This window comes from Alphaproteobacteria bacterium (genome assembly GCA_017302575.1).
Taxonomy (GTDB): Bacteria; Pseudomonadota; Alphaproteobacteria; order Rickettsiales; family UBA3002; genus JAFLDD01.
On record JAFLDD010000001.1, the window covers coordinates 514,634 to 538,891 of the forward strand.

At 49.7% G+C, this 24,258-nt stretch carries 23 protein-coding genes; 15 read left to right on the plus strand and 8 right to left on the minus strand.

The genetic code is table 11. The annotated features are described in order from the left end of the window. Positions 1 to 24 precede the first annotated feature (24 nt). The 5 genes from flhA to J0M34_02655 are packed head-to-tail and all read left to right on the plus strand — an operon-like array spanning position 25 to position 6,914. Positions 25 to 2,157, plus strand: coding sequence for a flagellar biosynthesis protein FlhA (gene flhA / locus J0M34_02635; GenBank protein ID MBN8543139.1), 2,133 nt, complete (start codon positions 25 to 27; stop codon positions 2,155 to 2,157). 5 nt (positions 2,158 to 2,162) lie between these two features. Then, positions 2,163 to 3,170, plus strand: a complete 1,008-nt coding sequence (locus J0M34_02640; protein ID MBN8543140.1) for a hypothetical protein — start codon at positions 2,163 to 2,165, stop codon at positions 3,168 to 3,170. A gap of 9 nt (positions 3,171 to 3,179) precedes the next feature. Continuing rightward, positions 3,180 to 3,938: a MinD/ParA family protein gene (locus J0M34_02645; protein ID MBN8543141.1), complete on the plus strand. Its 759-nt coding sequence runs from the start codon at positions 3,180 to 3,182 to the stop codon at positions 3,936 to 3,938. After that, positions 3,939 to 5,855 (plus strand): hypothetical protein, encoded by a 1,917-nt coding sequence (locus tag J0M34_02650; GenBank protein ID MBN8543142.1) that lies wholly within the window; start codon positions 3,939 to 3,941, stop codon positions 5,853 to 5,855. Positions 5,856 to 5,897: 42 nt separating this feature from the next. Further along, positions 5,898 to 6,914 (plus strand): polyprenyl synthetase family protein, encoded by a 1,017-nt coding sequence (locus J0M34_02655; GenBank protein MBN8543143.1) that lies wholly within the window; start codon positions 5,898 to 5,900, stop codon positions 6,912 to 6,914. A 1-nt stretch (position 6,915) separates the two neighbouring features. On the opposite strand, the gene J0M34_02660 is transcribed toward J0M34_02655, so the two are convergent. The 3 genes from J0M34_02660 to J0M34_02670 are packed head-to-tail and all read right to left on the minus strand — an operon-like array spanning position 6,916 to position 9,877. Next, positions 6,916 to 7,884, minus strand: a complete 969-nt coding sequence (locus J0M34_02660) for a TAXI family TRAP transporter solute-binding subunit (protein ID MBN8543144.1) — start codon at positions 7,882 to 7,884, stop codon at positions 6,916 to 6,918. Positions 7,885 to 7,892: 8 nt separating this feature from the next. Then, on the minus strand, positions 7,893 to 8,345 hold the full coding sequence (locus tag J0M34_02665; GenBank protein MBN8543145.1) for a MarR family transcriptional regulator: 453 nt from the start codon (positions 8,343 to 8,345) through the stop codon (positions 7,893 to 7,895). A 47-nt stretch (positions 8,346 to 8,392) separates the two neighbouring features. Continuing rightward, on the minus strand, positions 8,393 to 9,877 hold the full coding sequence (locus J0M34_02670; protein ID MBN8543146.1) for a HAMP domain-containing protein: 1,485 nt from the start codon (positions 9,875 to 9,877) through the stop codon (positions 8,393 to 8,395). A 116-nt stretch (positions 9,878 to 9,993) separates the two neighbouring features. Between J0M34_02670 and glmS the strand changes: the two genes are divergently transcribed. Both glmS and J0M34_02680 read left to right on the plus strand, forming a co-directional pair. Further along, positions 9,994 to 11,817, plus strand: a complete 1,824-nt coding sequence (glmS, locus tag J0M34_02675) for a glutamine--fructose-6-phosphate transaminase (isomerizing) (protein ID MBN8543147.1) — start codon at positions 9,994 to 9,996, stop codon at positions 11,815 to 11,817. Between the two features lie 85 nt (positions 11,818 to 11,902). Then, positions 11,903 to 12,364: a hypothetical protein gene (locus J0M34_02680; protein MBN8543148.1), complete on the plus strand. Its 462-nt coding sequence runs from the start codon at positions 11,903 to 11,905 to the stop codon at positions 12,362 to 12,364. On the opposite strand, the gene J0M34_02685 is transcribed toward J0M34_02680, so the two are convergent. The 3 genes from J0M34_02685 to J0M34_02695 are packed head-to-tail and all read right to left on the minus strand — an operon-like array spanning position 12,351 to position 14,763. Then, entirely contained in the window at positions 12,351 to 12,956 is a 606-nt protein-coding gene (locus J0M34_02685) for a prepilin peptidase (protein ID MBN8543149.1), read from the minus strand. The genes J0M34_02680 and J0M34_02685 overlap by 14 nt on opposite strands. Continuing rightward, the gene (locus J0M34_02690; GenBank protein MBN8543150.1) at positions 12,956 to 14,218 is read right to left on the minus strand and encodes an EAL domain-containing protein; all 1,263 of its coding nucleotides are present in this window, start codon (positions 14,216 to 14,218) and stop codon (positions 12,956 to 12,958) included. Before J0M34_02690 ends, J0M34_02685 begins: the two co-directional genes overlap by 1 nt. Then, positions 14,215 to 14,763, minus strand: coding sequence for a TIGR02300 family protein (locus tag J0M34_02695; protein ID MBN8543151.1), 549 nt, complete (start codon positions 14,761 to 14,763; stop codon positions 14,215 to 14,217). The genes J0M34_02690 and J0M34_02695 overlap by 4 nt, the downstream gene beginning before the upstream one ends. Before the next feature lie 79 nt (positions 14,764 to 14,842). Between J0M34_02695 and aroA the strand changes: the two genes are divergently transcribed. The 8 genes from aroA to trpA all read left to right on the plus strand — a co-directional run bounded on the left by aroA (position 14,843) and on the right by trpA (position 22,893). Further along, positions 14,843 to 16,834: a 3-phosphoshikimate 1-carboxyvinyltransferase gene (gene aroA, locus J0M34_02700; protein MBN8543152.1), complete on the plus strand. Its 1,992-nt coding sequence runs from the start codon at positions 14,843 to 14,845 to the stop codon at positions 16,832 to 16,834. Between the two features lie 175 nt (positions 16,835 to 17,009). Beyond that, positions 17,010 to 18,773, plus strand: a complete 1,764-nt coding sequence (gene rpsA, locus J0M34_02705) for a 30S ribosomal protein S1 (GenBank protein ID MBN8543153.1) — start codon at positions 17,010 to 17,012, stop codon at positions 18,771 to 18,773. A 16-nt stretch (positions 18,774 to 18,789) separates the two neighbouring features. After that, positions 18,790 to 19,713, plus strand: coding sequence for a signal peptide peptidase SppA (sppA, locus tag J0M34_02710; GenBank protein ID MBN8543154.1), 924 nt, complete (start codon positions 18,790 to 18,792; stop codon positions 19,711 to 19,713). Positions 19,714 to 19,736: 23 nt separating this feature from the next. Then, entirely contained in the window at positions 19,737 to 20,030 is a 294-nt protein-coding gene (locus tag J0M34_02715; protein ID MBN8543155.1) for an integration host factor subunit beta, read from the plus strand. A 2-nt stretch (positions 20,031 to 20,032) separates the two neighbouring features. After that, entirely contained in the window at positions 20,033 to 20,305 is a 273-nt protein-coding gene (locus J0M34_02720; protein ID MBN8543156.1) for a LapA family protein, read from the plus strand. Then, complete coding sequence (locus J0M34_02725) at positions 20,292 to 20,927, plus strand: phosphoribosylanthranilate isomerase (GenBank protein ID MBN8543157.1); 636 nt, start codon at positions 20,292 to 20,294, stop codon at positions 20,925 to 20,927. The genes J0M34_02720 and J0M34_02725 overlap by 14 nt, the downstream gene beginning before the upstream one ends. Then, positions 20,924 to 22,117, plus strand: coding sequence for a tryptophan synthase subunit beta (gene trpB, locus J0M34_02730; GenBank protein ID MBN8543158.1), 1,194 nt, complete (start codon positions 20,924 to 20,926; stop codon positions 22,115 to 22,117). Before J0M34_02725 ends, trpB begins: the two co-directional genes overlap by 4 nt. Beyond that, entirely contained in the window at positions 22,114 to 22,893 is a 780-nt protein-coding gene (gene trpA / locus J0M34_02735; GenBank protein MBN8543159.1) for a tryptophan synthase subunit alpha, read from the plus strand. Before trpB ends, trpA begins: the two co-directional genes overlap by 4 nt. On the opposite strand, the gene J0M34_02740 is transcribed toward trpA, so the two are convergent. Together J0M34_02740 and trxA are read right to left on the minus strand one after the other, a co-directional pair. Continuing rightward, complete coding sequence (locus J0M34_02740; protein ID MBN8543160.1) at positions 22,869 to 23,624, minus strand: hypothetical protein; 756 nt, start codon at positions 23,622 to 23,624, stop codon at positions 22,869 to 22,871. The two genes, trpA and J0M34_02740, sit on opposite strands and share 25 nt — an antisense overlap. A gap of 262 nt (positions 23,625 to 23,886) precedes the next feature. After that, on the minus strand, positions 23,887 to 24,213 hold the full coding sequence (gene trxA, locus J0M34_02745) for a thioredoxin TrxA (protein ID MBN8543161.1): 327 nt from the start codon (positions 24,211 to 24,213) through the stop codon (positions 23,887 to 23,889). Positions 24,214 to 24,258 lie beyond the last annotated feature (45 nt).

Below are 24,258 nucleotides of genomic sequence, written 5' to 3' on the forward strand. Positions count from 1 at the left end.
TTGGCAGAAGAGCAACCAAAGAATATGCTAGCTCGTCTGGATTTGCCGGCATTCCGTAAGACAGCGCAGCATACAGCTCAGCGCGCTGATATTTTGTTTGCACTTGGCATCATCGGTATTTTGATGGTGCTGATTTTTCCGATTCCCCCCTTATTACTCGATTTGCTGCTTAGTGTATCATTCACTATCTCCGTGCTGATTCTGATGACGGTGCTCTTCGTAAATCGCCCATTGGATTTAAGTTCGTTCCCCACAATCTTGTTGGTGGCCACTTTGCTACGTCTTGCTCTGAATATTGCAACCACACGCTTGATTCTAGCGCACGGACATGAAGGGCCTGATGCGGCGGGTCATGTTATTCAGGCGTTTGGTAGCTTTATTACGGAAGGATCGGTGCTGATTGGGGCGATTATCTTCGGTATCCTGACCATCATTAACTTTGTGGTTATCACGAAGGGATCTGGCCGTATCGCTGAAGTATCGGCACGTTTTAGCTTGGATGCTATGCCAGGAAAACAAATGGCGATTGATGCTGATTTATCGGCAGGACTTATCGACGACAAAGTAGCCAAACAGCGCCGCAAAGATCTAGAAGATGAAAGCGGTTTTTATGGGGCTATGGACGGTGCTAGTAAGTTCGTGCGCGGTGATGCGATTGCCGGCCTACTCATTACGTTCATCAACCTGATTGGTGGCATGATTATTGGTATCGTCATCAATGATCTTGCCTTCAAAGACGCTCTTAACACCTACACGATTTTGACCATTGGTGATGGTCTGGTTTCGCAAATTCCTGCACTGATTGTTTCAACTGGCGCAGGTATGCTTGTTACCAAATCGGGCGTTGATGGCTCATCTGATAAAGCGGTTCTCGGCCAGCTATCTAAGTTCCCTGCCCCACTAGGCGTTACAAGCTTCCTGCTATTTGGTTTTTCATTATTGCCAGGCATTCCGTTTGCACCGTTTTTTGTGCTCTCACTTGTGACCGCTTACATCGCCTACACGATGCATAATCAGAATAAGATTGCGGCTGAAGCTGCAACGAGCGCGGCAGGCGGCGTTATGCGCCCAGGCGACCCCATGCCTGCGGGTGGTGTTGCAGGCGGCGCACAAGCACCTGTTGAGGATAAAATCAGCGAAACCTTGCACATTGATAGCCTGCGTCTGGAATTAGGTTACGGCTTATTACCACTCATCAATTATCAAAAAGGCCATCGCCTCACAGAGCAAATTAAAGCGCTGCGCAAGCAAGTGGCTCGCGAATTAGGGTTTGTGATGCCTGCAGTACGCATTCAAGATAATATGCAACTTCCTGCTAACACCTATGTAATCAAGGTGAAGGAAGTTGAAACCGCGCGCGGTGATATTCGCCCTGACATGCTGTTGATTATGGACCCTATGGGTGGAAAAATCTCACTACCTGGCGAAGAAACAGTGGAGCCAACATTCGGCCTTCCCGCGATGTGGGTAACCGAAAACTATCGTGAGGAAGCGCTGTTTCGTAACTACACGGTGGTGGACCCGCCAACAGTCGTCACCACCCATATGACTGAAATCATCAAAGAGAATATGGCGGAATTACTTTCATACGCCGAGACCCAGAAGCTGCTTGATGATTTGGGTAAGGAAGAACAAAAACTCATTACCGAAACCATCCCATCACAAATTTCAGTGAGTGGCGTGCAGCGTATTTTGCAAAACTTACTTAGCGAACAAATCTCGGTGCGCGATCTTTCAACGATTATGGAGGCCGTTGCTGAAGCCTCGAGTATTACTCAGAATGTGCAAATTATTACCGAGCATGTACGCATGCGCTTAGCGCGTCAAATCAGCCACCAAAATACCAACGATGAGGGTTATATTCCTATTCTGGCGATGTCTCCCGCATGGGAGCAATCGTTCATCGAATCGCTTTCGGGGGAAGGTGAAGAGAAAATTCTTTCAATGCCACCAAGCCGTATTCAGGAATTTATCACTCAAGTACGCACGAAATATGACTTGTTAGCTGCACAAGGTGAGCTGCCAGTGCTACTCACCAGCCCAAGCATTCGCCCTTATGTACGCTCGATTATTGAGCGTTTCCGTGCACAGACAATTGTGATGTCGCAGAACGAGATTCATCCACGCGCACGCATTAAAACGGTGGGTCAACTATAATGAAAATGAAGCAAATCCCAGCAAAAGACATGCAAGAAGCCATGGCGATTGCACGTCGTGATTTAGGTGAGGATGCTATTTTGCTCAATGCGCGCAAAACACCGAAGGGGATTGTGGTTACCTTCGCCATCGATTCGGTCGATGAACCATTGCCTGAGGACACTTCGCCCGCGCCCGTAAAAGCAAGCCAGCCAGCCGCGCGCCATGTGCAGACCAATCACCCCGCCCTTGCGATGATCGACGAGGTGCTGGAGTATCATCACATTCCTGAACCTATGCTGAGCAGGCTCAAAATCGCTATTCGTGGAGCGCGACTGCCCGCCGCTACCCTACTTGATGCAGCCGAAGCAATTTTGGCTGAGGCGCTTGGTAAAGCGTTCCCATTCCAGTCACTGCTTGAGCAGAAGACGCCACCCACTAAGGCGCTGATGCTCGTAGGAATGCACGGTGCAGGTAAAACCACCACGCTTGCTAAGCTTGCCACCATGTTGGCGTTGGCGAAAAAGCCTGTTGTGCTGATTTCCACTGACATTGAACGTTTCGGCGGCACGGACGGCTTATCGGGCCTCGCTGAAATTTTGAAAGTTCCGTTCGTTGTTGCACACGACAGAGCTGAGCTTAAGGCAATTATTAAACAGTATCTTGGTAAGGCATGGGTGCTTGTCGATAGTTTTGGCGTGAATATCTATGCGTTTGATGAATTGAAAGCGCTGGGTGAGCTCGCCAGCCTTCAGGATATTGAGCCTGTTATGGTCTGCCCTGCGGGAATAGACGCGGCTGAATCACAGGAAATGGCGAGCGTCTTCTCGTTCCTGCCGATTGAACGCATGTTGATTACACGCGCCGATACCACGCGCCATCTCAGCAGTGTGTTTTCGGCACTGGCACATACGCGCTATACTTTGACTCACATTAGCACCAGCGCTCGCCCTGCGGACGCATGCATCCCACTTACACCCACATTGCTTGCGCAGCTTATGCTGAAGGCGCAACGCGAACGTACGAAACATTAGGAGTTGCCCATGTCGATACCACGCGCAGAAAACATCATCGCCGTTGCTTCTGGAAAGGGCGGTGTTGGTAAAACTTGGTTCTCGATTACACTGGCGCATTTATTTGCCCGTGCTGGTCGTCGCACCTTGCTGTTTGATGGTGATATTGGCCTTGCCAACGTTGATGTGCAGTTGGGCCTCACCGCGCCGAAGGATTTAGGTTCTGTTTTTGCTGGTAACCTCACCTTGCCTGAGGCCATTACGCATTATCCTGAAGGTAATTTTGATATTCTGGCAGGTCGAAGCGGCTCTACCAGCATGGCATCGCTGGGCATTAACCGTATGGAGCCAGTTGGCAGTGCACTAGTGGAACTCGCTAAAACCTATGATTTTGTGATTATCGATCTGGGCGCAGGCATTGAACAGCATGTGCAATATATGTCGTCACTGGCAAGTAGGGTGATTGTCGTCGTTACGGACGAACCCACCTCACTCACCGACGCCTATGCGTTTATCAAACTTTGCTCGACACGTCCGAATGCGCCAGAAATTCACGTAGTGATTAACCAAGCCCAATCACAAAAAGAAGGTGAACAGACATATGGGGCGATCAGCCGCGCTACGAATAGCTTCCTTAAATTCACGCCGCCATTATTGGGCATTATCCGCAAAGATAATAAGGTGAAGGACGCGATTCGCCAGCAAAGTTCGATCATCCAAACGGCGCCGCACACTACGGCGGCAAGCGATGCAGCAACTATTTCGATTAAGCTATTACAGGGAAAATAGATGGTGCAGCAGCTTACACCCCCTGCGCCACTTAATACGCTTGTAAGCATTCAGCCTGTCACTATTTCTGTCAACGCTCAGGACGTTGCTAAGCCATTACTCGAGAATGTGGCAGTGGGTGCGATTCTACAAGGTTATGTTGTGAATCGCGATGCTCAGCAAAATCCGATTCTACGCACCACAATTGGTGATGTGCTTGTAAAAAGCGAACTGTTTTTGAAAACAGGCAGCGAAGTAGTGATTCGTGTCGATGCAGCGATTGAGTCACGCGCGCGCATTCTAACTATCGATGGGCTAAGCCCACAAGACTATGTGGCAAGAACCACGGCGGCACCCTCTCTAAGCGATACTATCTTAAATTCGTCGCTATTACCGCAGTCGCAGGCATTACCCAGCACCACCAACCCTGCCGCCACGACAGCGCCTATCGTTTTGCCAGCAGTCTTATTATCGTCGAACATATTGATTCCTGAAGGCTTGCCGCCTGAAGTAGCTCAATACTGGACACAAATGGTCGCGAGCTTGCAAAAAGATGTAAACGTAGCGGTAAAAATTTTGGCCACCGAATTGCCATTGCCGAATGAAGCGCCAAGCCAGCAAGCGCCAATAACTGCTGCAACAATCAAAGATGCACCCGTTATTAACCCACCCACAGTTTCGAATATTAGCACTGCGCCAATACCAAATGCTGCGGCTATCAATCCTCCTCCAGCTCCGATAACGGCAAACGTTACAGCGACTCCTGCGAGGTTGGATAAGGCAGCAACGCCTGCCACTTCAGCGCCTATCACTGTGACTGGTACTGCTGTTAGCGCCAGCTCTGCCAGCACTCCAAGTGTCGTTCCTACGACGAATAGCCCCGTTATTATACCCGCCACTACCGCGCCGATATCGACCGCTCCGACCACCCCACCCATCATCGTAAACGCTGCGGCGACCCCACAAAAGCAACCGACTACTGAGACAGTATTACCCCAAGCCATTTCAAAGCCAGTCGCGATACCGCATTCCGCACCCGCAAGCAGTACTGCGCCAATTCCAACCGTCACTGCGCAGGTGATTGGTCATGAAATGGATGGAGCGAGTATTATTCAGTCTCCACTTGGCACGTTTAAATTACTTACTGCACAGCCATTGCCCACCGGCACTAAATTGACGTTGGAGATAGCCCCGCAATCCCCTCAACGCAGCACTGCGCCGATTGCGCCGTTATTACCAACCGATCTAGAAGAACTCACTAGCTTGGCGCGAGACTGGCATAGTGTTCGTGATGCGATTACCGCCATATCCGCGCAGGACCCAGCACTTGCGACTCAGTTGATTCAGAATATTTTGCCAAAGCCCCATGTTAAACTAACGAACGAGATGCTGTTCTTATTCTCAGCTATTAAAAGCGGCAACCCAGAGCAATGGTTTGGCAAACGCGCCATCGAGATTCTGGATATGAGTTCGCCAGAGATCCTCAAACGTCTCAGCCGCGAATTTGCGCAACTCCAACAAGTATTCAGCGATGCGATTCCACAATGGATGAGCGTTGTCATGCCGTTCTATTCGGAAGCGCAAATTCAGCATATTCGCATGTTCTTTAAGCATGAAGATGAAAGCGGTAAGAAAGCATCTCAGGGCGGCGGTCAGCGCTTCTTGATTGAGGTGGATTTATCGCATTTAGGTGAACTGCAGCTTGATGGATTTGTAAAAAAAGCGGATGCGGGTAAACATTTTGATTTAGTCATACGCAGCGCACGCCATTTACCGCAGGAAGTTGAGCAGCAGATCCGCGTAATCTTTGAAAATGCACTGCAAACGACTGGCTACAAAGGTTATATGCATTTTCAGCAGGGCATTCAGCATTTCGTAAGGCCGATGGAAGCTATCAAAGAAGCCATGCATGGCGATAAAAACACCATTCTGGCTTGACGTTTACTTGCATTTTCAGCCTCGCTTCGCTACCACCAGCGTATGAACACTGCCACCGCTCAGACAGCATCAGCGCCAAGCACCGCTTCCATGGACGCGTTACGCCAACTCACCGCAGCCGATTTGCAGCGCGTGAATGCGGTGATTCTTGAGAATGTCAAAAGCGACATCACGTTGATTAGCGACCTTGCGTCACATATTGTCAGTGCTGGCGGTAAGCGCATTCGCCCTTCCCTTACCATCGCGGCGGCGCAGCTTATGGGATACTCAGGCACTCGCCATGTGCAACTAGCAGCGTGTGTTGAGTTTATTCATACCGCCACCCTTCTGCATGATGATGTCGTTGATGACAGCCATCTGCGTCGTGGTGAAGAAACCGCCAATGCGATTTGGGGAAATAAATCGAGCGTTCTAGTGGGTGACTTTCTACTTAGCCGCGCCTTCCAATTAATGGTCGCGGATGGTGGACTCGACGTGCTCAAGATCCTCTCTGACGCATCGGCGACGATTGCTGCTGGTGAAGTAAAACAGCTTATGGTCAGCCATGATTTGAGTATCGAGAAAGAGGTCTATCTCGAAGTGATTGCCGCTAAAACGGCTGCATTGTTTGAAGCAGCATGTGAGCTAGGCGCGGTAGTAAGCGACCAACCTTCACACCGCGAGAATATGCGTGGATTCGGTCATGCGCTTGGCATGGCATTTCAATTGATTGATGATGCGCTGGACTACACCGCGCAGGAAGCTGAGTTAGGCAAAGCGATTGGTGATGATTTCCGCGATGGCAAAGTAACGCTTCCTGTGATTGTCGCTTACCAAGCCTCAACACCTGAAGAGCAGGCGTTCTGGCAGCGCTGCTTTGATGGTGAGAGTGAAGCGCAGCATGATGATTTGGTGCGCGCAAAACAACTGATCCAGCATTATGGCGGGATTGATGCAACCTTCGCATTAGCACGCGACTACGCTGCTAAAGCACATGCCCTGCTTGAGCCTTTCAAACCATCGCCAATACGTGATGCGCTACATGATGCGGTTGATTTCTGCATCAACCGTAGCTTCTAGACTATTTCAGCATTCCTGATTCTTTGTAATAACGCAGCGCGCCGTCATGCAGTGGGGCGGTCAAGCCAGCCTCAACCATGCGGTCTTTCTCGAGCGTTGCGAATACAAAGTGCAGTGTTTTGAAATCATCGAAGTTATTAAATACACCCTTAGCAATCTGATAGACCGTCTCGTCACTCACTTCTGCGGTGGTAACCAGTGTTGCCTTCACGCCAAAGGTTGGGGTGTTTTGGGCATTACCTTTATACATGCCGCCTGGAATGGCCGTGCGCGCGTAATAAGGATACTTCTTGATGAGCGCATCAACCTCTGGGCCTTGAATAGGAACGAGCGTTGCGCCACAGCCTGCGGTGATCTCTTGAATCAAACCGTTAGGATGACCTGCCGCGAATACCATTGCGTCAATCGTGCCGTCGCAAAGTGCTTTTGCAGCATCGCTTGGGCGCAATTCGCTTGCCATTGCGAAGTCAGATTCCGTCCAACCCTTAATGCTCATCATCTCTTGCATGATTTCACGCATGCCTGAACCAGGGTTGCCGACGTTTACTTTCTTGCCTTTTAAATCTGAAAAGCTGCGAATGCCGCTACCTGGACGCACCGCAACGGTGAACATCTCGCTGTGCAGAGAGAATACAGAGCGCAGGTCACTGAAAGCTGGGCCATTGTCGAAAATGCCTTCACCTTTATAAGCGTTGTACTGCCAATCAGACTGAACGATAGCAAAGGTCAATTCACCGTCACGCAGTGCGTTGAGGTTGTAAATAGAACCACCCGTTGATTCTACGAAACAACGAATGCCATGTTCTTTACGCTTTTGGTTAAGCAAGCGGCAGATTGCCCCACCCGCAGGATAGTAGACGCCCGTAATCGCGCCCGTACCAATGGTTGCGAATTTTTCCTGAGCGAATGCAGAAGAGCCTGCGATGCCCAATGTGGCGGCTAGAATGGCTAAAAAGCGCAATGCTTTCATATAAACTCCTAGTGGAGGCGATTAATATAATCCGTCCAGTAACGCTCAAGCTGGTGCATGCTTTTATTGGTTTCACTAAGCAGCGTTAGGTTCGGTGAGATTTTCTCAAGATCGGCTACGTTTTTCTCGAACAACGCATCAAGCATTGCCACGAGCTTCAAACCCTTTTCAGAAACACTGACGCGGGTTGAACGCTTGTCATGTGGTGCTTTTTCCTGAACGAGGTAACCGCTTTCCACGAGATTTTTTACATTATACGAAACGTTGGTACCCAAATAGTAACCACGGTTCGTTAGTTCACCCACCGTCAATTGGTCGTTACCGATATTGTATAGAATGAGCGTCTGTACGTTATTGATATCATCAATACGAAGGCGGTCGAGTTCTGTCTTAACGACGTCGAGAAAACGGCGGTGCAGGCGTTCGATTAATAGAATTGTGTCGAGGTATGTCTGTTTCAAGGCGCACTCCATTTTGTTTTTCTGATGTCATGCCATAGGTTGCGGGGTTAATCAAGCAAAGCTGGGTTAGAAATCAACTGTATTCTCACGTTTGTCCCCTTGCCTTTTTCGCTTTCAATAGTGATTTTGCCATTATGCAGTTCCACCAATTTCCGTGTAAGGGGCAGCCCAAGCCCCGTTCCTTCATATTTACGGTTTAGCCCCCCATCTCCCTGCTGGAATGGCTGGAATGCCTGATGGATTTCCTCTTTGGTCATGCCGATGCCGGTATCTGTGACATCGATCATGAAATAATGGGTGGCATTGGCGCCTCCTTCGGCCCTGACACGCACGATTACATGGCCTCCCTCAGGCGTAAATTTCACGGCGTTCGAAATCAAGTTGAGAAGGATTTGCACCAGTCTCACGCGGTCGGCAACGATGCGAGGCAGTTTCTCAGCAATGTCGGTGTAGACAGTGACTTTGCCCTGTTGCGCGCGCTGGGTGATGAGGTTGATAGCCTTATCAATGGCCTTCTCGATCTGGAAATGCTCGTGTTTAATGCTTAACTTGCCCGCTTCGGCTTTACTGAGATCTAGGATATCATTGATGATTTCGAGCAAATGCTTACCCGAATCGTAGATATCGCCTGCATATTCGAGGTATTTACTATCCCCCACCTCGCCATATTGCTGGTCTTTGATCATGGTCGAGAAGCCGATAATGGAGTTAAGCGGCGTGCGCAATTCATGGCTGATATTCGCCAAAAACTGTGATTTGGCGATATTCGCGGCTTCCGCCGCTTGGCGTGCTTTCTCTAGCTCAACGTTCTTACGTAGTAGCTTGCCGTCACGGTCTTCGATTTCTTTAAGCATGCTATTGAACGAATCAATCAGCACTTCAATTTCGCGTGGCACGTTAGTAAGCGGCCCTGGCGATACACGTAACGAGAAGTCTTTATAGAGTGATACGCGCTGCGCAGTATTGGCAATTTGGCGAACAGGTCGTAACAAAATCACCTGCATGCGCTGCACGAAGATGAAGCCAATCACCATGAATAAGAATACAGCGCCGAGCATAGATAGCATTGATTCGCCAAAATGCTCGAAGATCGATGGGAAGCCGCTCATCAACCACAAGCTACCAATCTCACTTGAGGGAGCGGAATTCGTAACTACAGGCACTTTAACAATAGCGCTGAACCATTGGCCTTGCTGTTTTTGAATCGCGTTGAGGCAATCGTTCGGCACCTTCTTTTTGGATGGACGCGTCCAATCCGCGATGACTTTACCTTTTGCATTTACCGTGCATGCGCGCTGCAATTCGCGATTCACCGAGAGTTTTTCTAAAATGGCTTGCTGACGTTTAGTATTCTTCCACGCGCCCAGAATATCATCATTCACCATAGCTGCTTGGGTGCGCAATTCACGCTCGTAATCGTCACGTAGGTGATTGACAGCAGTCATCGAAAAAACGAGCAACAATAACATGAGCAATAGCAAGCTCATCACCATTACGCCGCGCTGCATCCATTGTTGTACTGACAGGCTCATATGTCTCCAAGACTAGAGTGATAGGAGATAACCACTAATAAATAGTTAATCCAAGCACTTAATAACAAAATATAACCATTGCGGCGCACCATTACGCATGCTACGTGGCCTGTATTATGTGTGGAATTATCGGTATTGCTTCAAATGCGCCCGCAGCGCCATTGATTCATGATGCGCTGACGCGCCTAGAATATCGCGGCTATGATTCGGCAGGTATTGCAACGCTGGTGAATGGCAAGATCGAACGTCGTCGTGCGCAGGGCAAGTTGAAAGCGCTTGCAGACTTGCTCCAAAAACAGCCTCTTGATGGTGTAACAGGTATCGGCCACACGCGCTGGGCAACCCATGGCGCCCCCAATGAAACAAATGCACACCCGCACGCAACAGCAGAAGTCGCGGTAGTACATAACGGCATTATTGAGAACTTTCATGAACTGAAAGCAGAGCTGGAATCTCACGGCCACCAATTCTCAAGCCAGACCGATACAGAAGTTGTGCCCCAACTTATCAGCTATTATTTGCGTCAGGGGAAAACACCTAAAGATGCAGTGTCCGCATGCTTAAAGCGCTTACACGGCGCGTTTGCGTTGGGCATTATTTTCGCGAGTGAGCCACACACACTTTATGCGGCACGTCGCGGCTCACCTCTCGCTATCGGTTATGGTAATGGCGCTAACTATCTTGGCTCCGACGCAGTGGCGCTTGCGCCTTTGACACAAAAAATCTGCTATCTAGAAGAAGGCGACTGGGCTGAAATATCACCTGACAAAGTAAGCATATTCAATGAATTGGATAATTTGGTTGAACGGCCAGTAAAAATAAGTTCAGTCAGCAGCGAGACGATAGGTAAAGGCAATTTTGCGCATTACATGCAAAAAGAAATTTTCGAGCAGCCTTCCGTTATCGGCAATACGCTCAATGTCTATTATAACCCCGCGACATCGCGCATTACCCTGCCGAAACTTCCCTTTGCGTTGGGTGATATTTCGCATGTCACTATCATTGCCTGCGGAACTTCCTACTATGCGGGATTGGTAGCACGCTACTGGCTGGAGTCGCTGGCGCGCGTGCATGTCGATATTGATGTGGCTTCTGAGTTTCGTTACCGCGAACCTGTGATGCAGCAAGGCGGCTTGACGATTGTGATTTCACAATCAGGTGAAACGGCAGATACGCTTGCTGCGCTCAAATACGCTAAGACGCAAAAGCAACACACGCTGGCGATCGTGAATGTGGCGGAAAGCAGTATGGCGCATGAGGCGCAGGCGATTTTACCAACCCATGCTGGCCCAGAGATTGGCGTAGCTTCGACGAAAGCATTTACCACACAGCTTACGGTGCTTGCCTGCCTTAGTTTAGCGTTGGCAGAAGCGCGTGGCAGCTTGCCTGAAAATGAAATGGCGCGCCTCACCCATGCGTTGGCGGAAGTCCCCTCACGCGTGTCAGAAATTCTCTACCACGACGATGCATTGCGAGCCCTGGCGGGTGATGTTCAGCATGCTTCTGATATGCTTTATATTGGTCGTGGCACAAGCTACGCGATTGCGCATGAAGCAGCGCTTAAAATGAAGGAAATCTCCTACATTCATGCGGAGGCCTATGCTGCTGGTGAAATGAAGCACGGCCCTATCGCGCTGATTGACGAACATGTGCCTGTCATTGCCATCGCGCCCTATGACCATTTATTCGAAAAAACTGCCAGCAATGTGCAGGAAGCGGCGGCACGCGGCGGTAAAATCATCGTGCTGAGCGATGCTCAGGGCGTTAAAGCATTGGGCGATATTGTGCATCAAAGCATTGCCCTGCCCACGGTTCACCCCTTTGTAGCGCCTATTTTGTATGCCATTCCCATTCAGCTTTTGGCCTACCACACGGCGGTGCTGAAGGGCACAGACGTTGATCAACCGCGCAATTTAGCCAAATCGGTAACGGTAGAATAAGAAAACTCATAGAAAATTAACGTTTTCTAAAAGATTTCTTTATAGGTTTAGGTCAAACTAAACCTAAGAAACATGAGGCAATGTTATGGGTATTTTAGACGACGCAAAGACGCTTAATGCGGACTTTCACAATCGATACAAAACAGAAAACATTCGCCAAAGCTCGCTCTCATTTGAGAGAAACGACCTCGTTCGCATGGTGCTAGAGCAAGCCATTCGCCAATCAGGCGTATATTGTAATATCATGGGTGAATTCAGTATAGAGATTGATTACGAACACCGCACTCGATACCCGTTTCGCATCGCGAACGATATGATTGATAAAAGGCGTTCAACACTAGCCACTGGATGGGAAAGACAGGCAGACGGCGCTTGGTTTAAGCAAACTGATGATTTTATAAATCAATACATGGCGCAGGTTATTATTAGCCCTGATGTAGTTAAAGAAGAGGAAGCAACCCCAGATGGCATTTTATTGCCAAATGATGATGCCATGAATGCATTTGCTTCTGAGGTTGGCTTCACTACCCCTGTTAAGCAAAAGTAGCCGCGAGAACGGGCCACCAAATCCAATTCACTTCGAATGGTTTGAACGGGCGACGCAGCATAAAACTGCGGATTTTTTCAATCAGCAAACATATCACCAGCATAATAAAGCTGGGCTCTACCCAACTATAAATGGTTCCTTCCACGCGCGTGCGCTCAAGCGCGAGGGCCATGAATACATAGCTATAGATGATCGCGCTCAGCCAGCCTTGCTGGTATTGTATCGCTGCAAGGATAATGGCGAATACACCTGCAATGGTATAAAGCAGGAATGTTTCGGAAATGCCGAATACTAGAAAATTGGTGATGAATAGCACGAGGCAGGCCAGCTCAATTACTGTATAAATGCTGGGAATTTTACCCGCGCAGTAGCGGCATTTTCCGCCCGTGAGGAAGAATGAAACGATCGGGAATAAGTCGATTGGTTTGAGGTCTGCATTGCAATGACCGCAATATGGGTGGCGCTCGAAAGGCGTTTTGCCAAGCGGCAAGCGATATACCACCGAGCATGCGTAATTTCCAACGGCGGGCCCTAGCACCATCATCCAGATAATGCCGATGATTGTTGCCTGATGTTCGATAAGAAATTGCATTAATTCTGCAGCAGCGACTTCGGATTCACCACGCTATCCAAGTAACGACCTTGGAAGAGCGAAATACCCAGTGCTTGACCATAACGCACGGCTGCTTCGTTATCACAACGCGTCATGATTACGCGGTTACTTCCACATTCTTTAATCGCGTCGACCAATTTTTTGTCGCGCGCTTCATTATACTGAGTTTCAGCGTTCCATTGTAGTTTGATGAGGTCAAACCCTAGGCGTTTACGGTCAATTTGCGGGAAGCTTAAATCCGTAACTCCATCTAGGCAAACACGGTAGCCAAGCTTCTGTACCACGTCCTTAGCGGTAAGGAATGCCGACATGTCAGAGAATACATCAGCGATTTGTAGCTCAAGCACAATAGACACTTTTGAGCCAGGTTTCACGCTTGCGTCAAACTCCGTGAAGGTGTTGGAAAGTAGCGTTGGCACATTGAGGTTAAGGCTTAACGGTGTTGCCAGCATCGAGGTGATATTCTGGCGCACGAGATTGAGCATTTTCTCGTCCAGAATCTGCGTCAGATATTTGAATAGCCAGCGATTGCTAAGCAAATCCACATCGGTCGCGAGCATTTGGCGCAGGTGGGCGATGTTAATATACATCTCATCAAATACCGTGCGCATTGGCATGTCTTGAATAGCGGCGCACACAGGCTGACGACGAATCATCTTGCCAATATCGATGCTTCTTAAATCCCGCTCGACCGTCGCGAGGCTAGAAGAATCAAAATACTTATTCTCTTTTTTAACGGGCGGTGCTTGGCCAATACCAGCCGCCGCCATTGCAGGCGACATTGTTTTAGGAACGATGCGTTGCGGAGTGCTAAGACCCTGCGCCTTGCGCACGCGCGCCACCATGCGGCGCTTAATACTGTCGTTCAGTTCCTGCCACTGCTCTTCTACATTATAGATGTGCGCGAACTCGGGGTTTTCATCACCCTCAGGCGTGTAGGACAACGGATCATCCATGAAAAGATAGCGCAACTGGAAGATCATTTTATCCATGAGTGGCTTGGAGATATTCTTGGCCAGCACGTAAATGGTCGCGTCCTCGCAGTGGTAAATGGCGCCGTCACGGTCACCCATGAGGTCATTCATCAGGTTGATGGCGATCTTGAGCTGATATTCACTGCGGTAATGCTCAAGCAAATTAGAAAACGCGAAATGCACTGCCGACCAGCCCTGACGCTGTTCCTGAACCACACTTAGAAGCTCAATGAAATGGGCTTCTGGCTCGCGATTAATAATTTTCATTTTTTCTTTCGTTTCTTTTTTGAACGTGGTGCGTCGTCGTCATCATCCTCGTCTTCATCATCCTCTTCATCGTCGCTGTCATCATCTTCGTCTTCTTCGTCTTCTTCGTCTTCTTCGTCTTCTTCGTCTTCATCGCGCTCGATGTAATCTTCCAAATCATCGACAATGGCATCCTCTGGCAGTTTTTCTTCGAGGAACATGTCATCGTCCGCATCGTCGCTATTGGGATCGCTTTCCTCTTCTTCTTCGTGTTCGCCGATTTCCTCGAGCGACTGCACTTCTACATCATCGTCCTCTAGCGGCTCAAGCTCCCCCTCATCTTCTACTTCGGGCAGGTCGATTGGCAATTCATCTTCTTCCAATTTAGGCTTAATGACTTTTTTAGGCTTCACTGGCTCGATTTTCTTTTTAGGCTTTTTAGACGCCTTGGCGCTCTTGGCACTCCAAGTATGGGCGCATTTGGGGCATTTAATGGGGTCGGCACCAAAATCATAAAATTTTGCACTGCATTTCGGGCATTGACGCTTTTCACCCAGTTGAGGCATTCCTACACTCCTTGATGTACGAGAATTTGTCTGTTATCCCACCACCCTTACGTAATTGAATGTAAAAGGCAACTGCCAGATGATATCCGCCCACGATTCGATGCAACCAATGACAAGCCGTGCGGCTTCTAGCCTAGCTGGAAGTATTCGCGTGGCTGGGGATAAGTCCATCTCGCATCGCGCGCTCATGCTTGCTTCGCAGGTGATTGGCACTACCACGATTCATGGCCTTTTGGAGGGCGAAGATGTTCTTCGCACTGCCGATGCTCTTCGCAGTTGCGGTGTGGATATCAAGAAGCAAATGGATGGCTCATGGGTCGTTCATGGCGTTGGGATTGGGGGGCTTTCGGAGCCGAATGATGTCTTGGATATGGGCAACGCTGGAACAGGGGCACGCCTGATGATGGGGTTATTGACGCCCTACCCCTTTACTTCACATTTCACGGGTGATGACAGTTTAAGAAGCCGCCCTATGCAGCGCGTGATTACCCCATTATCGCAAATGGGCGGTGACTTTCTCACCAAAGAAGGTGGCAAATTACCCATTGCACTTAAAGGTGCAAAACACCCTATGCCGATTTCGTATGAATTGCCCGTAGCATCGGCGCAGGTGAAGTCGGCGGTGATGCTTGCGGCACTCAATACGCCTGGCACCACAACCGTGATTGAAAAAGAAGCGACCCGCGACCACACCGAGCGCATGCTGAATTATTTCGGCATTCCCGTGAATGTCACTAAGCGCAGCGATGAGGCCACGATTATTGAAGTGACGGGGCAAATTGCACAGACCTATCAAGACCGCGAATTTGAAGTGCCGTGCGACCCATCATCTGCTGCATTCCCGATGGTTGCGGCGCTACTCGTGCCTGATTCAGATATCACACTACAACACGTGTGCTTGAACCCACTGCGCACGGGGCTTTTTGAAACCCTCAAAGAAATGGGTGCCGACATTACCATTTCCAATCAACGTGAAATTGGCGGCGAACTTGTTGGCGATATTCGCGTTCGCAGCAGCGCGTTGCAACCTGTTACCGTCCCTGCCTCACGCGCACCAAGCATGATTGATGAATACCCCATTCTAGCCATTGCAGCAGCCATGGCACATGGCCGCAGCGTGATGCATGGCCTCTCTGAATTGCGTGTAAAAGAGAGCAATCGCCTTTCGGCTATTATCGAAGGCTTGAATCGTTGCGGCATTGATGCACTTGAAGAAGGCGATAGCCTGATTGTTCACGGTCGCCACCAAGCACCTAAGGGTGGCTGCGTAATACCAACCCATTATGACCACCGCATCGCGATGAGCTTTTTAGTGATGGGTCTAGTTAGCGAACAACCCATTACGGTGGATGATGGGCGTGCCATCGCTACGAGCTTTCCCAATTTCGTGTCACTGATGAAACAACTCGGCGCTAGTATTGTTACCACGAATGACAAAACCAAATCCCCCGCCCGCAGACTGGTTATCGCGGTGGATGGGCCCGCCGCCTCAGGCAAAGGAACCTTAGCGCGCCGCTTGGCCGACCATTTTGGGCTAGCCTATCTTGATACGGGTAGCCTTTACCGTGCGGTGGGTATGCGCGTCGTTTATGCGAATAAAGACCCCAACGATGTTGCCGCCGTCATCGCTGCCGCGCGCTCCATTCAAGATCACGATTTGGCGAATCCCAAATTGCGTTCAGAGAAAATTGGCAAAGCGGCCTCCATCGTTTCGGCAATACCAGAAGTGCGCGAAGCCTTGCTTGAGTATCAGCGCAACTTTGCCAAACGCCCCTCTGGCGCTGTGCTGGACGGGCGCGATATCGGCACGGTTGTCTGCCCCGATGCGGATGTGAAGCTCTTTATCACCGCCTCGATTGAAACGCGTACTGCTCGTCGTCACAAAGAACTTTCTGAAATGGGCGTGACCGTTGATTATGAATCCGTAAAAGAGGATCTACTGGAGCGCGATAAACGCGATTCCGAGCGCGCCGTTGCTCCCTTAAAACCCGCCAAAGACGCTGTCACCATTGATACTAGCAGCTTTACTGCCAATCAGGTGTTAGAAAAAACCCTTGAAATCATTGGCTAATCTGTAGCCTTGGGCGTTATTTTGTGCAAAAAAGCTTGCTTTTTGCCGATTCGAGCGTATGTAGGGCGTCCCTTGCGCGGGTGCGCAGGCGGAACGGTGCTCAAACCAAGAGAGCCAGGCGCGAAAACCGTTATTCACTCTAATGACTAACAGGCTCATGAGTAAGGTTATTAATATGGCGTCTAGCGCAGCAATCCGTAAAAATGAATACAATGAAAATGATTTCTCCACTGGTGAGAATTTCGCAGAATTATTTGAATCTTCAGCATCAGCAGCGCTGACTGAAGGCGCAGTAGTAAAAGGTACTATTGTTGCTATCGAGAACGACTTGGTAGTTGTTGATGTGGGTCTGAAGTCCGAAGGACGTATCCCACTACGCGAATTTGGTGCTGCAGCAGCAGACGTAAAAGTTGGCGATCAGTACGATATCTATATTGAGCGCTTTGAAAATAAAGCAGGCGAAGCTGGTCTCAGTCGCGAGAAAGCACTGCGCGAAGAAGCGTGGGTGAAACTCGAAGTGATCCACAAACAAGGCGTTAAAGTAGATGGTACCATCTTCGGTCGCGTAAAAGGTGGTTTCACCGTGGATATCCAAGGCGCAGTAGCGTTCTTGCCTGGTTCACAAGTGGACATTCGCCCTATCAAAGACATCACCCCACTTATGGGCGTTAAGCAGCCATTCATGATCCTGAAAATGGATCGTCGTCGTGGCAACATCGTGGTTTCACGCCGCGCGGTTCTTGAAGAATCACGTGCAGAGACCCGTAACCAACTGCTCGATAAAATCTCGGAAGGCCAAACCCTCGACGGTATCGTTAAGAACATCACCGATTACGGCGCGTTCATCGATATGGGCGGTGTTGACGGTCTTCTCCACGTTACCGATATTTCGTGGAAGCGTATCAATCACCCATCTGAAGTATTCTCGATTGGTGACAGCGTTCGCGTGATCGTAACCAAATACGACCAAGACACCAAGCGCATCAGCCTCGGCATGAAGCAGCTTGAGAGCAACCCATGGGAAGGCGTTACCGGCAAGTTCGAAGTGGGCGCGCGTCTCAAAGGCAAAATCACCAACATCACCGATTACGGTGCGTTCGTTGAGCTCGATTCAGGCATTGAAGGCCTCGTGCACGTTTCAGAAATGAGCTGGACGAAGAAAAACGTTCACCCATCGAAACTGGTTTCGAATGGTCAGGAAGTTGAAGTGCAAGTGTTGGATGTTGATACCAACAAGCACCGTATCAGCCTTGGTATCAAGCAGTGCGTTGATAACCCATGGGGTGCATTCGCAGCGTCGAACCACGAAGGTGACATCGTTGAAGGTGAAGTACGCAACATCACCGATTTCGGTCTGTTCGTAGGCTTGAGCGGTGACATTGACGGCCTCGTTCACCACAGCGACATTAGCTGGAACGAAGCGGGTGAAGAAGCTATCAAAGCCTTCAAAAAAGGTGACAAGGTTAAGGCACGCATTCTCATCGTTGATATCGAGAAAGAGCGCATCAGCCTTGGCATTAAGCAACTGACCGAAAATCCAAACAGCGAAGTGATGGAGCAGTTCAAAAAGAATGCTACCGTTACCTGTAAAGTCGTTGCCGTTGATAAAGACGGTATCGAGGTGGAATTGGCAGATGGCGTTAAGGCTTACATCAAGAAGAACGAGCTGTCGCGTGATCGCCAAGATCAACGCCCAGAGCGTTTCGCTGTTGGTGACCGCGTCGATGCTAAAGTGATTGGCTCTGACAAAAAGACGAGCCGCGTTCAAGTGTCGGTTAAGGCACTCGAAATGGACGAGCACAAGCGTGCGATCGAAGAATACGGTTCTTCGGATTCAGGCGCATCACTTGGTGACATCTTAGGTGCAGCACTCGCTGAGGGCGGCGCTAAGAAAAAAGGCAAAAAGTCGAAGAAAGATGACGAAGAGGACGCAGCGTAAGCTGTGACCTCTGGTCATGCCTTTTACACCTGACCAAATTATTGATCGAAAGCGCCTCAAAGCGCAGCTCGGACGTTGGCGATTTATCGCTATCCTTGCTGGGTTTGGGGCGCTTTTTGCATTTCTCAATCCTGAGGAATTAGGTGTTTCCGTTGGCCAGTCATACATTGCGCGCATCACGATCGATGGCGTGATGACCGACGACGAAAAGCGCGATGTGCTTATCGAAAAAATCAAAAACGACTCGAACGCAAAAGCAGTCATCGTACGTTTCGATACGCCAGGCGGCACTGCCTTGGCGGGTGAGGAAGTCTATTTGCAACTGCGTGACTTGGCGAAGAAGAAGCCAGTGGTAGCTGTTATGCGTACAGTCTGCGCTTCTGCGGGTTACATGTCGGCACTTGGTGCAGACTATATAATCGCACGCGAAAGCACGATTACTGGTTCAATCGGCGTGATGATGCAGTCCGTGGAAGTTAGCCGATTGGCTGATAAATTGGGCATCACCCCCATTACGATTAAGTCGGGCGAATTTAAAGATTCTCCCTCGCTCACCAAGCCATTTAGCGAACGTGAGCGCGCCATTGTCAGTGAAACAGTTGATGACGCTTACGCCTTTTTCGTTGGTTTGATGGCCGAACGCCGCAATTTGAACCTTATGACAGCCCGTAGGTTGGGTGATGGCCGTGTTTATACAGGTCGCCAAGCCTATGCCCTTAAGCTCATTGATGGGCTGGGTGGCGACGCCGAAGCGGTTGCTTGGATGGCTAAAAATCGCCAGATTCCTGCCACTTTGAAGGTTGTGGATAGTGAGCCAGAGCCAGAGTTTAAGACGATTCTAGAGAAACTCCAGCAGCTTACGAATGTAGAAATTTTCAGTTCCCTTACAGTTCCGCTTGACGGGCTAGTGAGCCTATGGCATCCTTCATCGCAGTTCTAACGCGTTGAATTTGAGGAACAAAAATGACGAAATCTGAACTTATCCAGCGTCTCAGTAAGCGTTACCCTCACCTGTACCAGCGCGATATTGAAGTGCTGGTGAACACCATGTTCGACGAAATTTCTGACGCACTTTCAACTGGTGACCGTGTGGAGCTTCGTGGCTTTGGTGCTTTCTCGGTACGTACACGTGAAGCGCGCGCTGCTCGCAACCCCAAGAATGGTACGGTGGTTTCTGTGGGCACACGTCATGCGATTTATTTCCGCACTGGTAAAGAACTCCGTGAGCGCGTGACTAACGTCATTCCTAAAGACTAGTTATGCTTAAGCTATTAGCGCTGCTGTTTTATGCTGTGCTTGGCTTTGTGTGCGTTCTTTTCATTCTTTCCAATCGTGAACCTATTATCATTGGCATGTTCCCGTTTGCGGGTAGCCTTGAAGTACCTGCCTATGCAGCGCTCGCTGCCATGTTTGGCGCAGGCCTTTTGATTGGTATTGTCTACGCTTTCAAAATTAATTTCCTGCGTCGCAGTGAAATTCGCCGCCTAAAGAAACAACTCAGCGCTTATCAAAAAGCTCATGCCCCTCATTAAAAATTGTGGGTTCAAAACCACCCATACAATTGATGTGGCGATAGAGTCAGGCGCTTCATTCATTGGCTTGGTTAGCCACCCTGCCTCACCTCGCCATGTGGATTTACGTTTAATGGCGGACCTCGCCGCTCATATTGGCGAACGCGCGGAACATGTTGCCGTATTGGTCAACCCACATGACACGCTGATCGATGACATCATGGCGCATTACACGCCGCATTATTGGCAGTTACACAATGTCACCAGCCCTGCCCGTATCATTGATATCCGCAAGCGCACGGGCGCTCACATCATCAGCGCCATTGCGATTCATGATGCGGATGATTTGGTGGGCGTGGATGGGATTATCCGTGAATCGGATTATGTGCTGTTCGACACCAAGCAGCACGGAAAAGATGGCGGCACAGGTAAATCCTTTAACTGGGACGTGCTAAACGGCCTTGTGATTGGCCGCCCATGGTTTCTGGCTGGCGGTTTGAACCCCGAAAACGTGGCCGATGCGATTCGTACCACCAAAGCACCGATGGTCGATGTTTCAACGGGAATTGAGTCCGCACCTGGCGAAAAATCCATTGAAAAGATTGCAGCCTTCAATAAGGCCGTGCTAAGTACCCGCGCATGAGCGCACTTCCAGATTCCAAAGGTCATTTCGGCCCTTATGGTGGCCGTTACGTGGCCGAGACCTTAATGCCCCTTATTTTGGAGGTGGAGCAAGGCTATGAAGCCATGCGCAAAGATACCTCCTTCAAAGCGCAATTCGATGATTTGATGAAACATTACGTGGGTCGCCCCTCGCCGCTTTATTTTGCTGAGCGTTTAACCGAGCACCTCAAAGGTGCAAAAATCTATTTTAAGCGCGACGAGCTGAATCACACTGGCGCGCATAAAATCAATAACTGCATCGGTCAGATTTTGCTTGCGATTCGTATGGGCAAAAAGCGCATCATCGCCGAAACTGGTGCGGGTCAACATGGCGTTGCCACTGCCACGGTCTGTGCGCGATTTGGTTTGAAGTGCGTTGTCTATATGGGCGCGAAGGATATGGAGCGCCAGAAACCAAACGTATTCCGCATGAAATTATTAGGCGCGGAAATTGTTCCCGTTACCGCAGGCAATGGCACCTTGAAGGACGCTATGAATGAAGCGCTGCGTGACTGGGTAACGAATGTGCATGACACCTATTATCTGATTGGCACGGCCGCGGGTCCACACCCCTACCCTGCGATGGTGCGTGATTTTCAATCCGTCATCGGCACGGAAGTAAAAGCAGAGATGCAATCACGCGAAGGTAAATTGCCTGACACCCTCGTTGCCTGCATTGGTGGTGGCTCAAATGCGATTGGTCTATTCCATCCCTTCCTCGACGATGCGAGCGTAAAACTCGTCGGTGTCGAAGCTGCTGGCAAAGGTTTGAACACGCATGAACATGCCGCTTCACTCACCAGTGGTTCGGCGGGTGTATTACATGGCTGCCGCACCTATTTGCTGCAAACGAACGATGGACAGATCGAAGAAGCACACTCCATTTCCGCAGGGCTTGATTACCCAGGTATTGGCCCTGAACACGCATGGCTTAAAGACCAAAAGCGTGTTGAATATGTTAGCGCAACAGATACACAGGCGCTTGACGCTTTCAAAACATTGGCTGCGCTTGAGGGTATTTTGCCTGCACTAGAGCCCGCACATGCACTCGCGCATGTGATCGAACGTGCACCGAAATTACCCAAAGACCATATTCTCGTCATGAATCTCTGTGGTCGTGGCGATAAAGATATTTTCACGGTTGGCGAAGCGCTCGGAGTAAAACTATGAGCCGCATTGCCGCCGCATTCGCCAAGTGCAAAGCCGAAAAACGCGCTGCGTTTATTCCCTTCATCATGGGCGGTGACCCAAGTATTGAGGCAAGCGCCAAATTGCTCGATGCACTGCCTGCAGCAGGTGCTGACATTATCGAGCTTGGTATTCCCTTTTCTGACCCAATGGCGGATGGGCCTACCATTCAAGCTGCTGGCCTGCGTGCATTAGAGGCGGGCGCGACGCTTAAAAAGATTATCGCCCTTGCTGCAGAGTTTCGCAAAAAACATGTAGACGTGCCCTTGGTGTTGATGGGCTACCTCAACCCCATTTTCATTTATGGTTACGACGCATTTGCGCGTGATGCAGCCGCAGCAGGTGTGGATGGTGTTATCATCGTCGATTTACCACCTGAGGAAGCTGCCGAGTTAGAACCACAACTCACCAAGGCGGGCATTTCGCTGGTGCGTTTGATTGCGCCCACTTCCGTGCCAGAGCGTTTGCCGCTTCTGGTCAAAGGTGCGAGTGGGTATCTCTATTTTGTGTCTATCACTGGCATTACAGGTGCGGGCAGCGCAACGAATGCGGATATTGAAAAGAACATCGCCGCGATTCGCAAAGTTACCGATTTACCCGTTGCCGTGGGCTTTGGCGTAAAAACTACCGAACAAGTTAAAGCATTCGGTAAATTGGCGGACGGTGTAGTGGTCGGCTCTGCCATTGTTCAGAAGATTTTTGAACATAAGGGCGATGTGAAAGCTGTCAGCGCTTATGTTGCGTCACTCGCTAAATAAATTTTCGCTGGCTTGCCATATTCTTGCTCAGGTGGCTCAATGCGATTCTCGAGCCCTTCCAGAATACCCAGTAATATAACCTCAATCACCTTGGCTGCGTCGGCATCTGCCCCTGCCATGCGATGTTCGATACGTTTGTTATAGGGGTCACGCTCCATAGGGATACGCAGCGCGCAATAACGGTTGTTCACGCCCCAACAATATTTACGCGGCACATGGTCATCATCATCATAACGGCGGTGTGATTCGGTCGTAGGGCAAAAAATTGCCATATCTTTTTCCAGCCGCGCCATGAGGCCGCCGAGCGAGAAACGCAGCGCTTCGCTCATGTCCTCGTCGGTTTTATGGTAGAGATTATTGCCCTCAGAATCCGTGAGGTTTACATGAATATGCAGACCACTCGATGGCTGGTCATCATAGGGCCGCGCTTGGAATGAATAGTCTACGCCTGAGTTTACTGCTTGTTCCTCAATCGTCGATTTAGCGAATAGCAGCCAATGTGAAAGCTGTTGCGGCGAACCCGTGCCCAGTACTAATTCGTATTGATGTTCGCCACGCTCTTTCTCAACGCGTAGCACGGGGATGGATTCTTTTTTGAGAGCATCAACAACAGGCGCCCAGAATGCATCCATCGTTTCAGGTGTGAGGGTTACATAACATTCAAGCTCCGCCCCCATGACGGGAGTAGCACCGAAGCGCGTGATGAGTTCGTTTTCTAACTTGAGCAACATCTATAGCTCTATTTATCTTTTTCGTTCGAGTCAGAAATGGTGGAGTGATAGGAGAAAGGCTGCATGATGTAGTGATTCATACATCAAAGCCTTTCGACACCGCAATACCCCATTTCTGCCGAACCCGTAGGGCGGCATGAATTTTGATTTTTGCATCGTTGAATCCCTTGCGCTTATGCTGCGGCTAGGCGTCTGCGGTCTTCATCTCGCAGAAATCAAAATTTATTGCCGCGAAACAAGATAAATAGAGCTATAGAGGTTGCTAGGCAGCAAGTACGCCGTTGAGCCACTCTACGAGTTGGCTTTTTGGTAGTGAGCCAACTTTAGTAGCTACAGGCTTGCCTTCTTTGAACACGATGAGGGTTGGAATACCGCGCACGCCGTATTTCTGAGGCGAGTCAGGGTTCTGGTCGATGTTCACTTTTGCCACCGTCAGCTTGCCTGCATATTCATTGGCCAATTCGTCCAATACAGGCGAGAGCTGCTTGCATGGGCCACACCATTCTGCCCAGAAATCCACCAACACGGGTTGGCTACCTGCGGCTACGGTTGCGTCAAATTCGCTATCGGAAATGTGTTTGCTGGTCATAATCTTCTCGCTGTTATTATTGTTAACTTAAGCAATAGATAAGCC

Coding starts and splice junctions, on each gene's coding strand:
- J0M34_02660 (MBN8543144.1), bottom strand. CDS start 7,884: ATGAAAGCATTGCGCTTTTTAGCCATTCTAGCCGCCACATTGGGCATC.
- trpA (MBN8543159.1), top strand. CDS start 22,114: ATGAGCCGCATTGCCGCCGCATTCGCCAAGTGCAAAGCCGAAAAACGC.
- trxA (MBN8543161.1), bottom strand. CDS start 24,213: ATGACCAGCAAACACATTTCCGATAGCGAATTTGACGCAACCGTAGCC.
- sppA (MBN8543154.1), top strand. CDS start 18,790: ATGCCTTTTACACCTGACCAAATTATTGATCGAAAGCGCCTCAAAGCG.
- glmS (MBN8543147.1), top strand. CDS start 9,994: ATGTGTGGAATTATCGGTATTGCTTCAAATGCGCCCGCAGCGCCATTG.
- J0M34_02640 (MBN8543140.1), top strand. CDS start 2,163: ATGAAGCAAATCCCAGCAAAAGACATGCAAGAAGCCATGGCGATTGCA.
- J0M34_02720 (MBN8543156.1), top strand. CDS start 20,033: ATGCTTAAGCTATTAGCGCTGCTGTTTTATGCTGTGCTTGGCTTTGTG.
- J0M34_02655 (MBN8543143.1), top strand. CDS start 5,898: ATGAACACTGCCACCGCTCAGACAGCATCAGCGCCAAGCACCGCTTCC.
- aroA (MBN8543152.1), top strand. CDS start 14,843: ATGATATCCGCCCACGATTCGATGCAACCAATGACAAGCCGTGCGGCT.
- J0M34_02740 (MBN8543160.1), bottom strand. CDS start 23,624: ATGTTGCTCAAGTTAGAAAACGAACTCATCACGCGCTTCGGTGCTACT.
- J0M34_02645 (MBN8543141.1), top strand. CDS start 3,180: ATGTCGATACCACGCGCAGAAAACATCATCGCCGTTGCTTCTGGAAAG.
- J0M34_02695 (MBN8543151.1), bottom strand. CDS start 14,763: ATGCCTCAACTGGGTGAAAAGCGTCAATGCCCGAAATGCAGTGCAAAA.
- J0M34_02725 (MBN8543157.1), top strand. CDS start 20,292: ATGCCCCTCATTAAAAATTGTGGGTTCAAAACCACCCATACAATTGAT.
- J0M34_02650 (MBN8543142.1), top strand. CDS start 3,939: ATGGTGCAGCAGCTTACACCCCCTGCGCCACTTAATACGCTTGTAAGC.
- J0M34_02680 (MBN8543148.1), top strand. CDS start 11,903: ATGGGTATTTTAGACGACGCAAAGACGCTTAATGCGGACTTTCACAAT.
- J0M34_02670 (MBN8543146.1), bottom strand. CDS start 9,877: ATGAGCCTGTCAGTACAACAATGGATGCAGCGCGGCGTAATGGTGATG.
- flhA (MBN8543139.1), top strand. CDS start 25: ATGCTAGCTCGTCTGGATTTGCCGGCATTCCGTAAGACAGCGCAGCAT.
- J0M34_02715 (MBN8543155.1), top strand. CDS start 19,737: ATGACGAAATCTGAACTTATCCAGCGTCTCAGTAAGCGTTACCCTCAC.
- trpB (MBN8543158.1), top strand. CDS start 20,924: ATGAGCGCACTTCCAGATTCCAAAGGTCATTTCGGCCCTTATGGTGGC.
- J0M34_02685 (MBN8543149.1), bottom strand. CDS start 12,956: ATGCAATTTCTTATCGAACATCAGGCAACAATCATCGGCATTATCTGG.
- J0M34_02690 (MBN8543150.1), bottom strand. CDS start 14,218: ATGAAAATTATTAATCGCGAGCCAGAAGCCCATTTCATTGAGCTTCTA.
- rpsA (MBN8543153.1), top strand. CDS start 17,010: ATGGCGTCTAGCGCAGCAATCCGTAAAAATGAATACAATGAAAATGAT.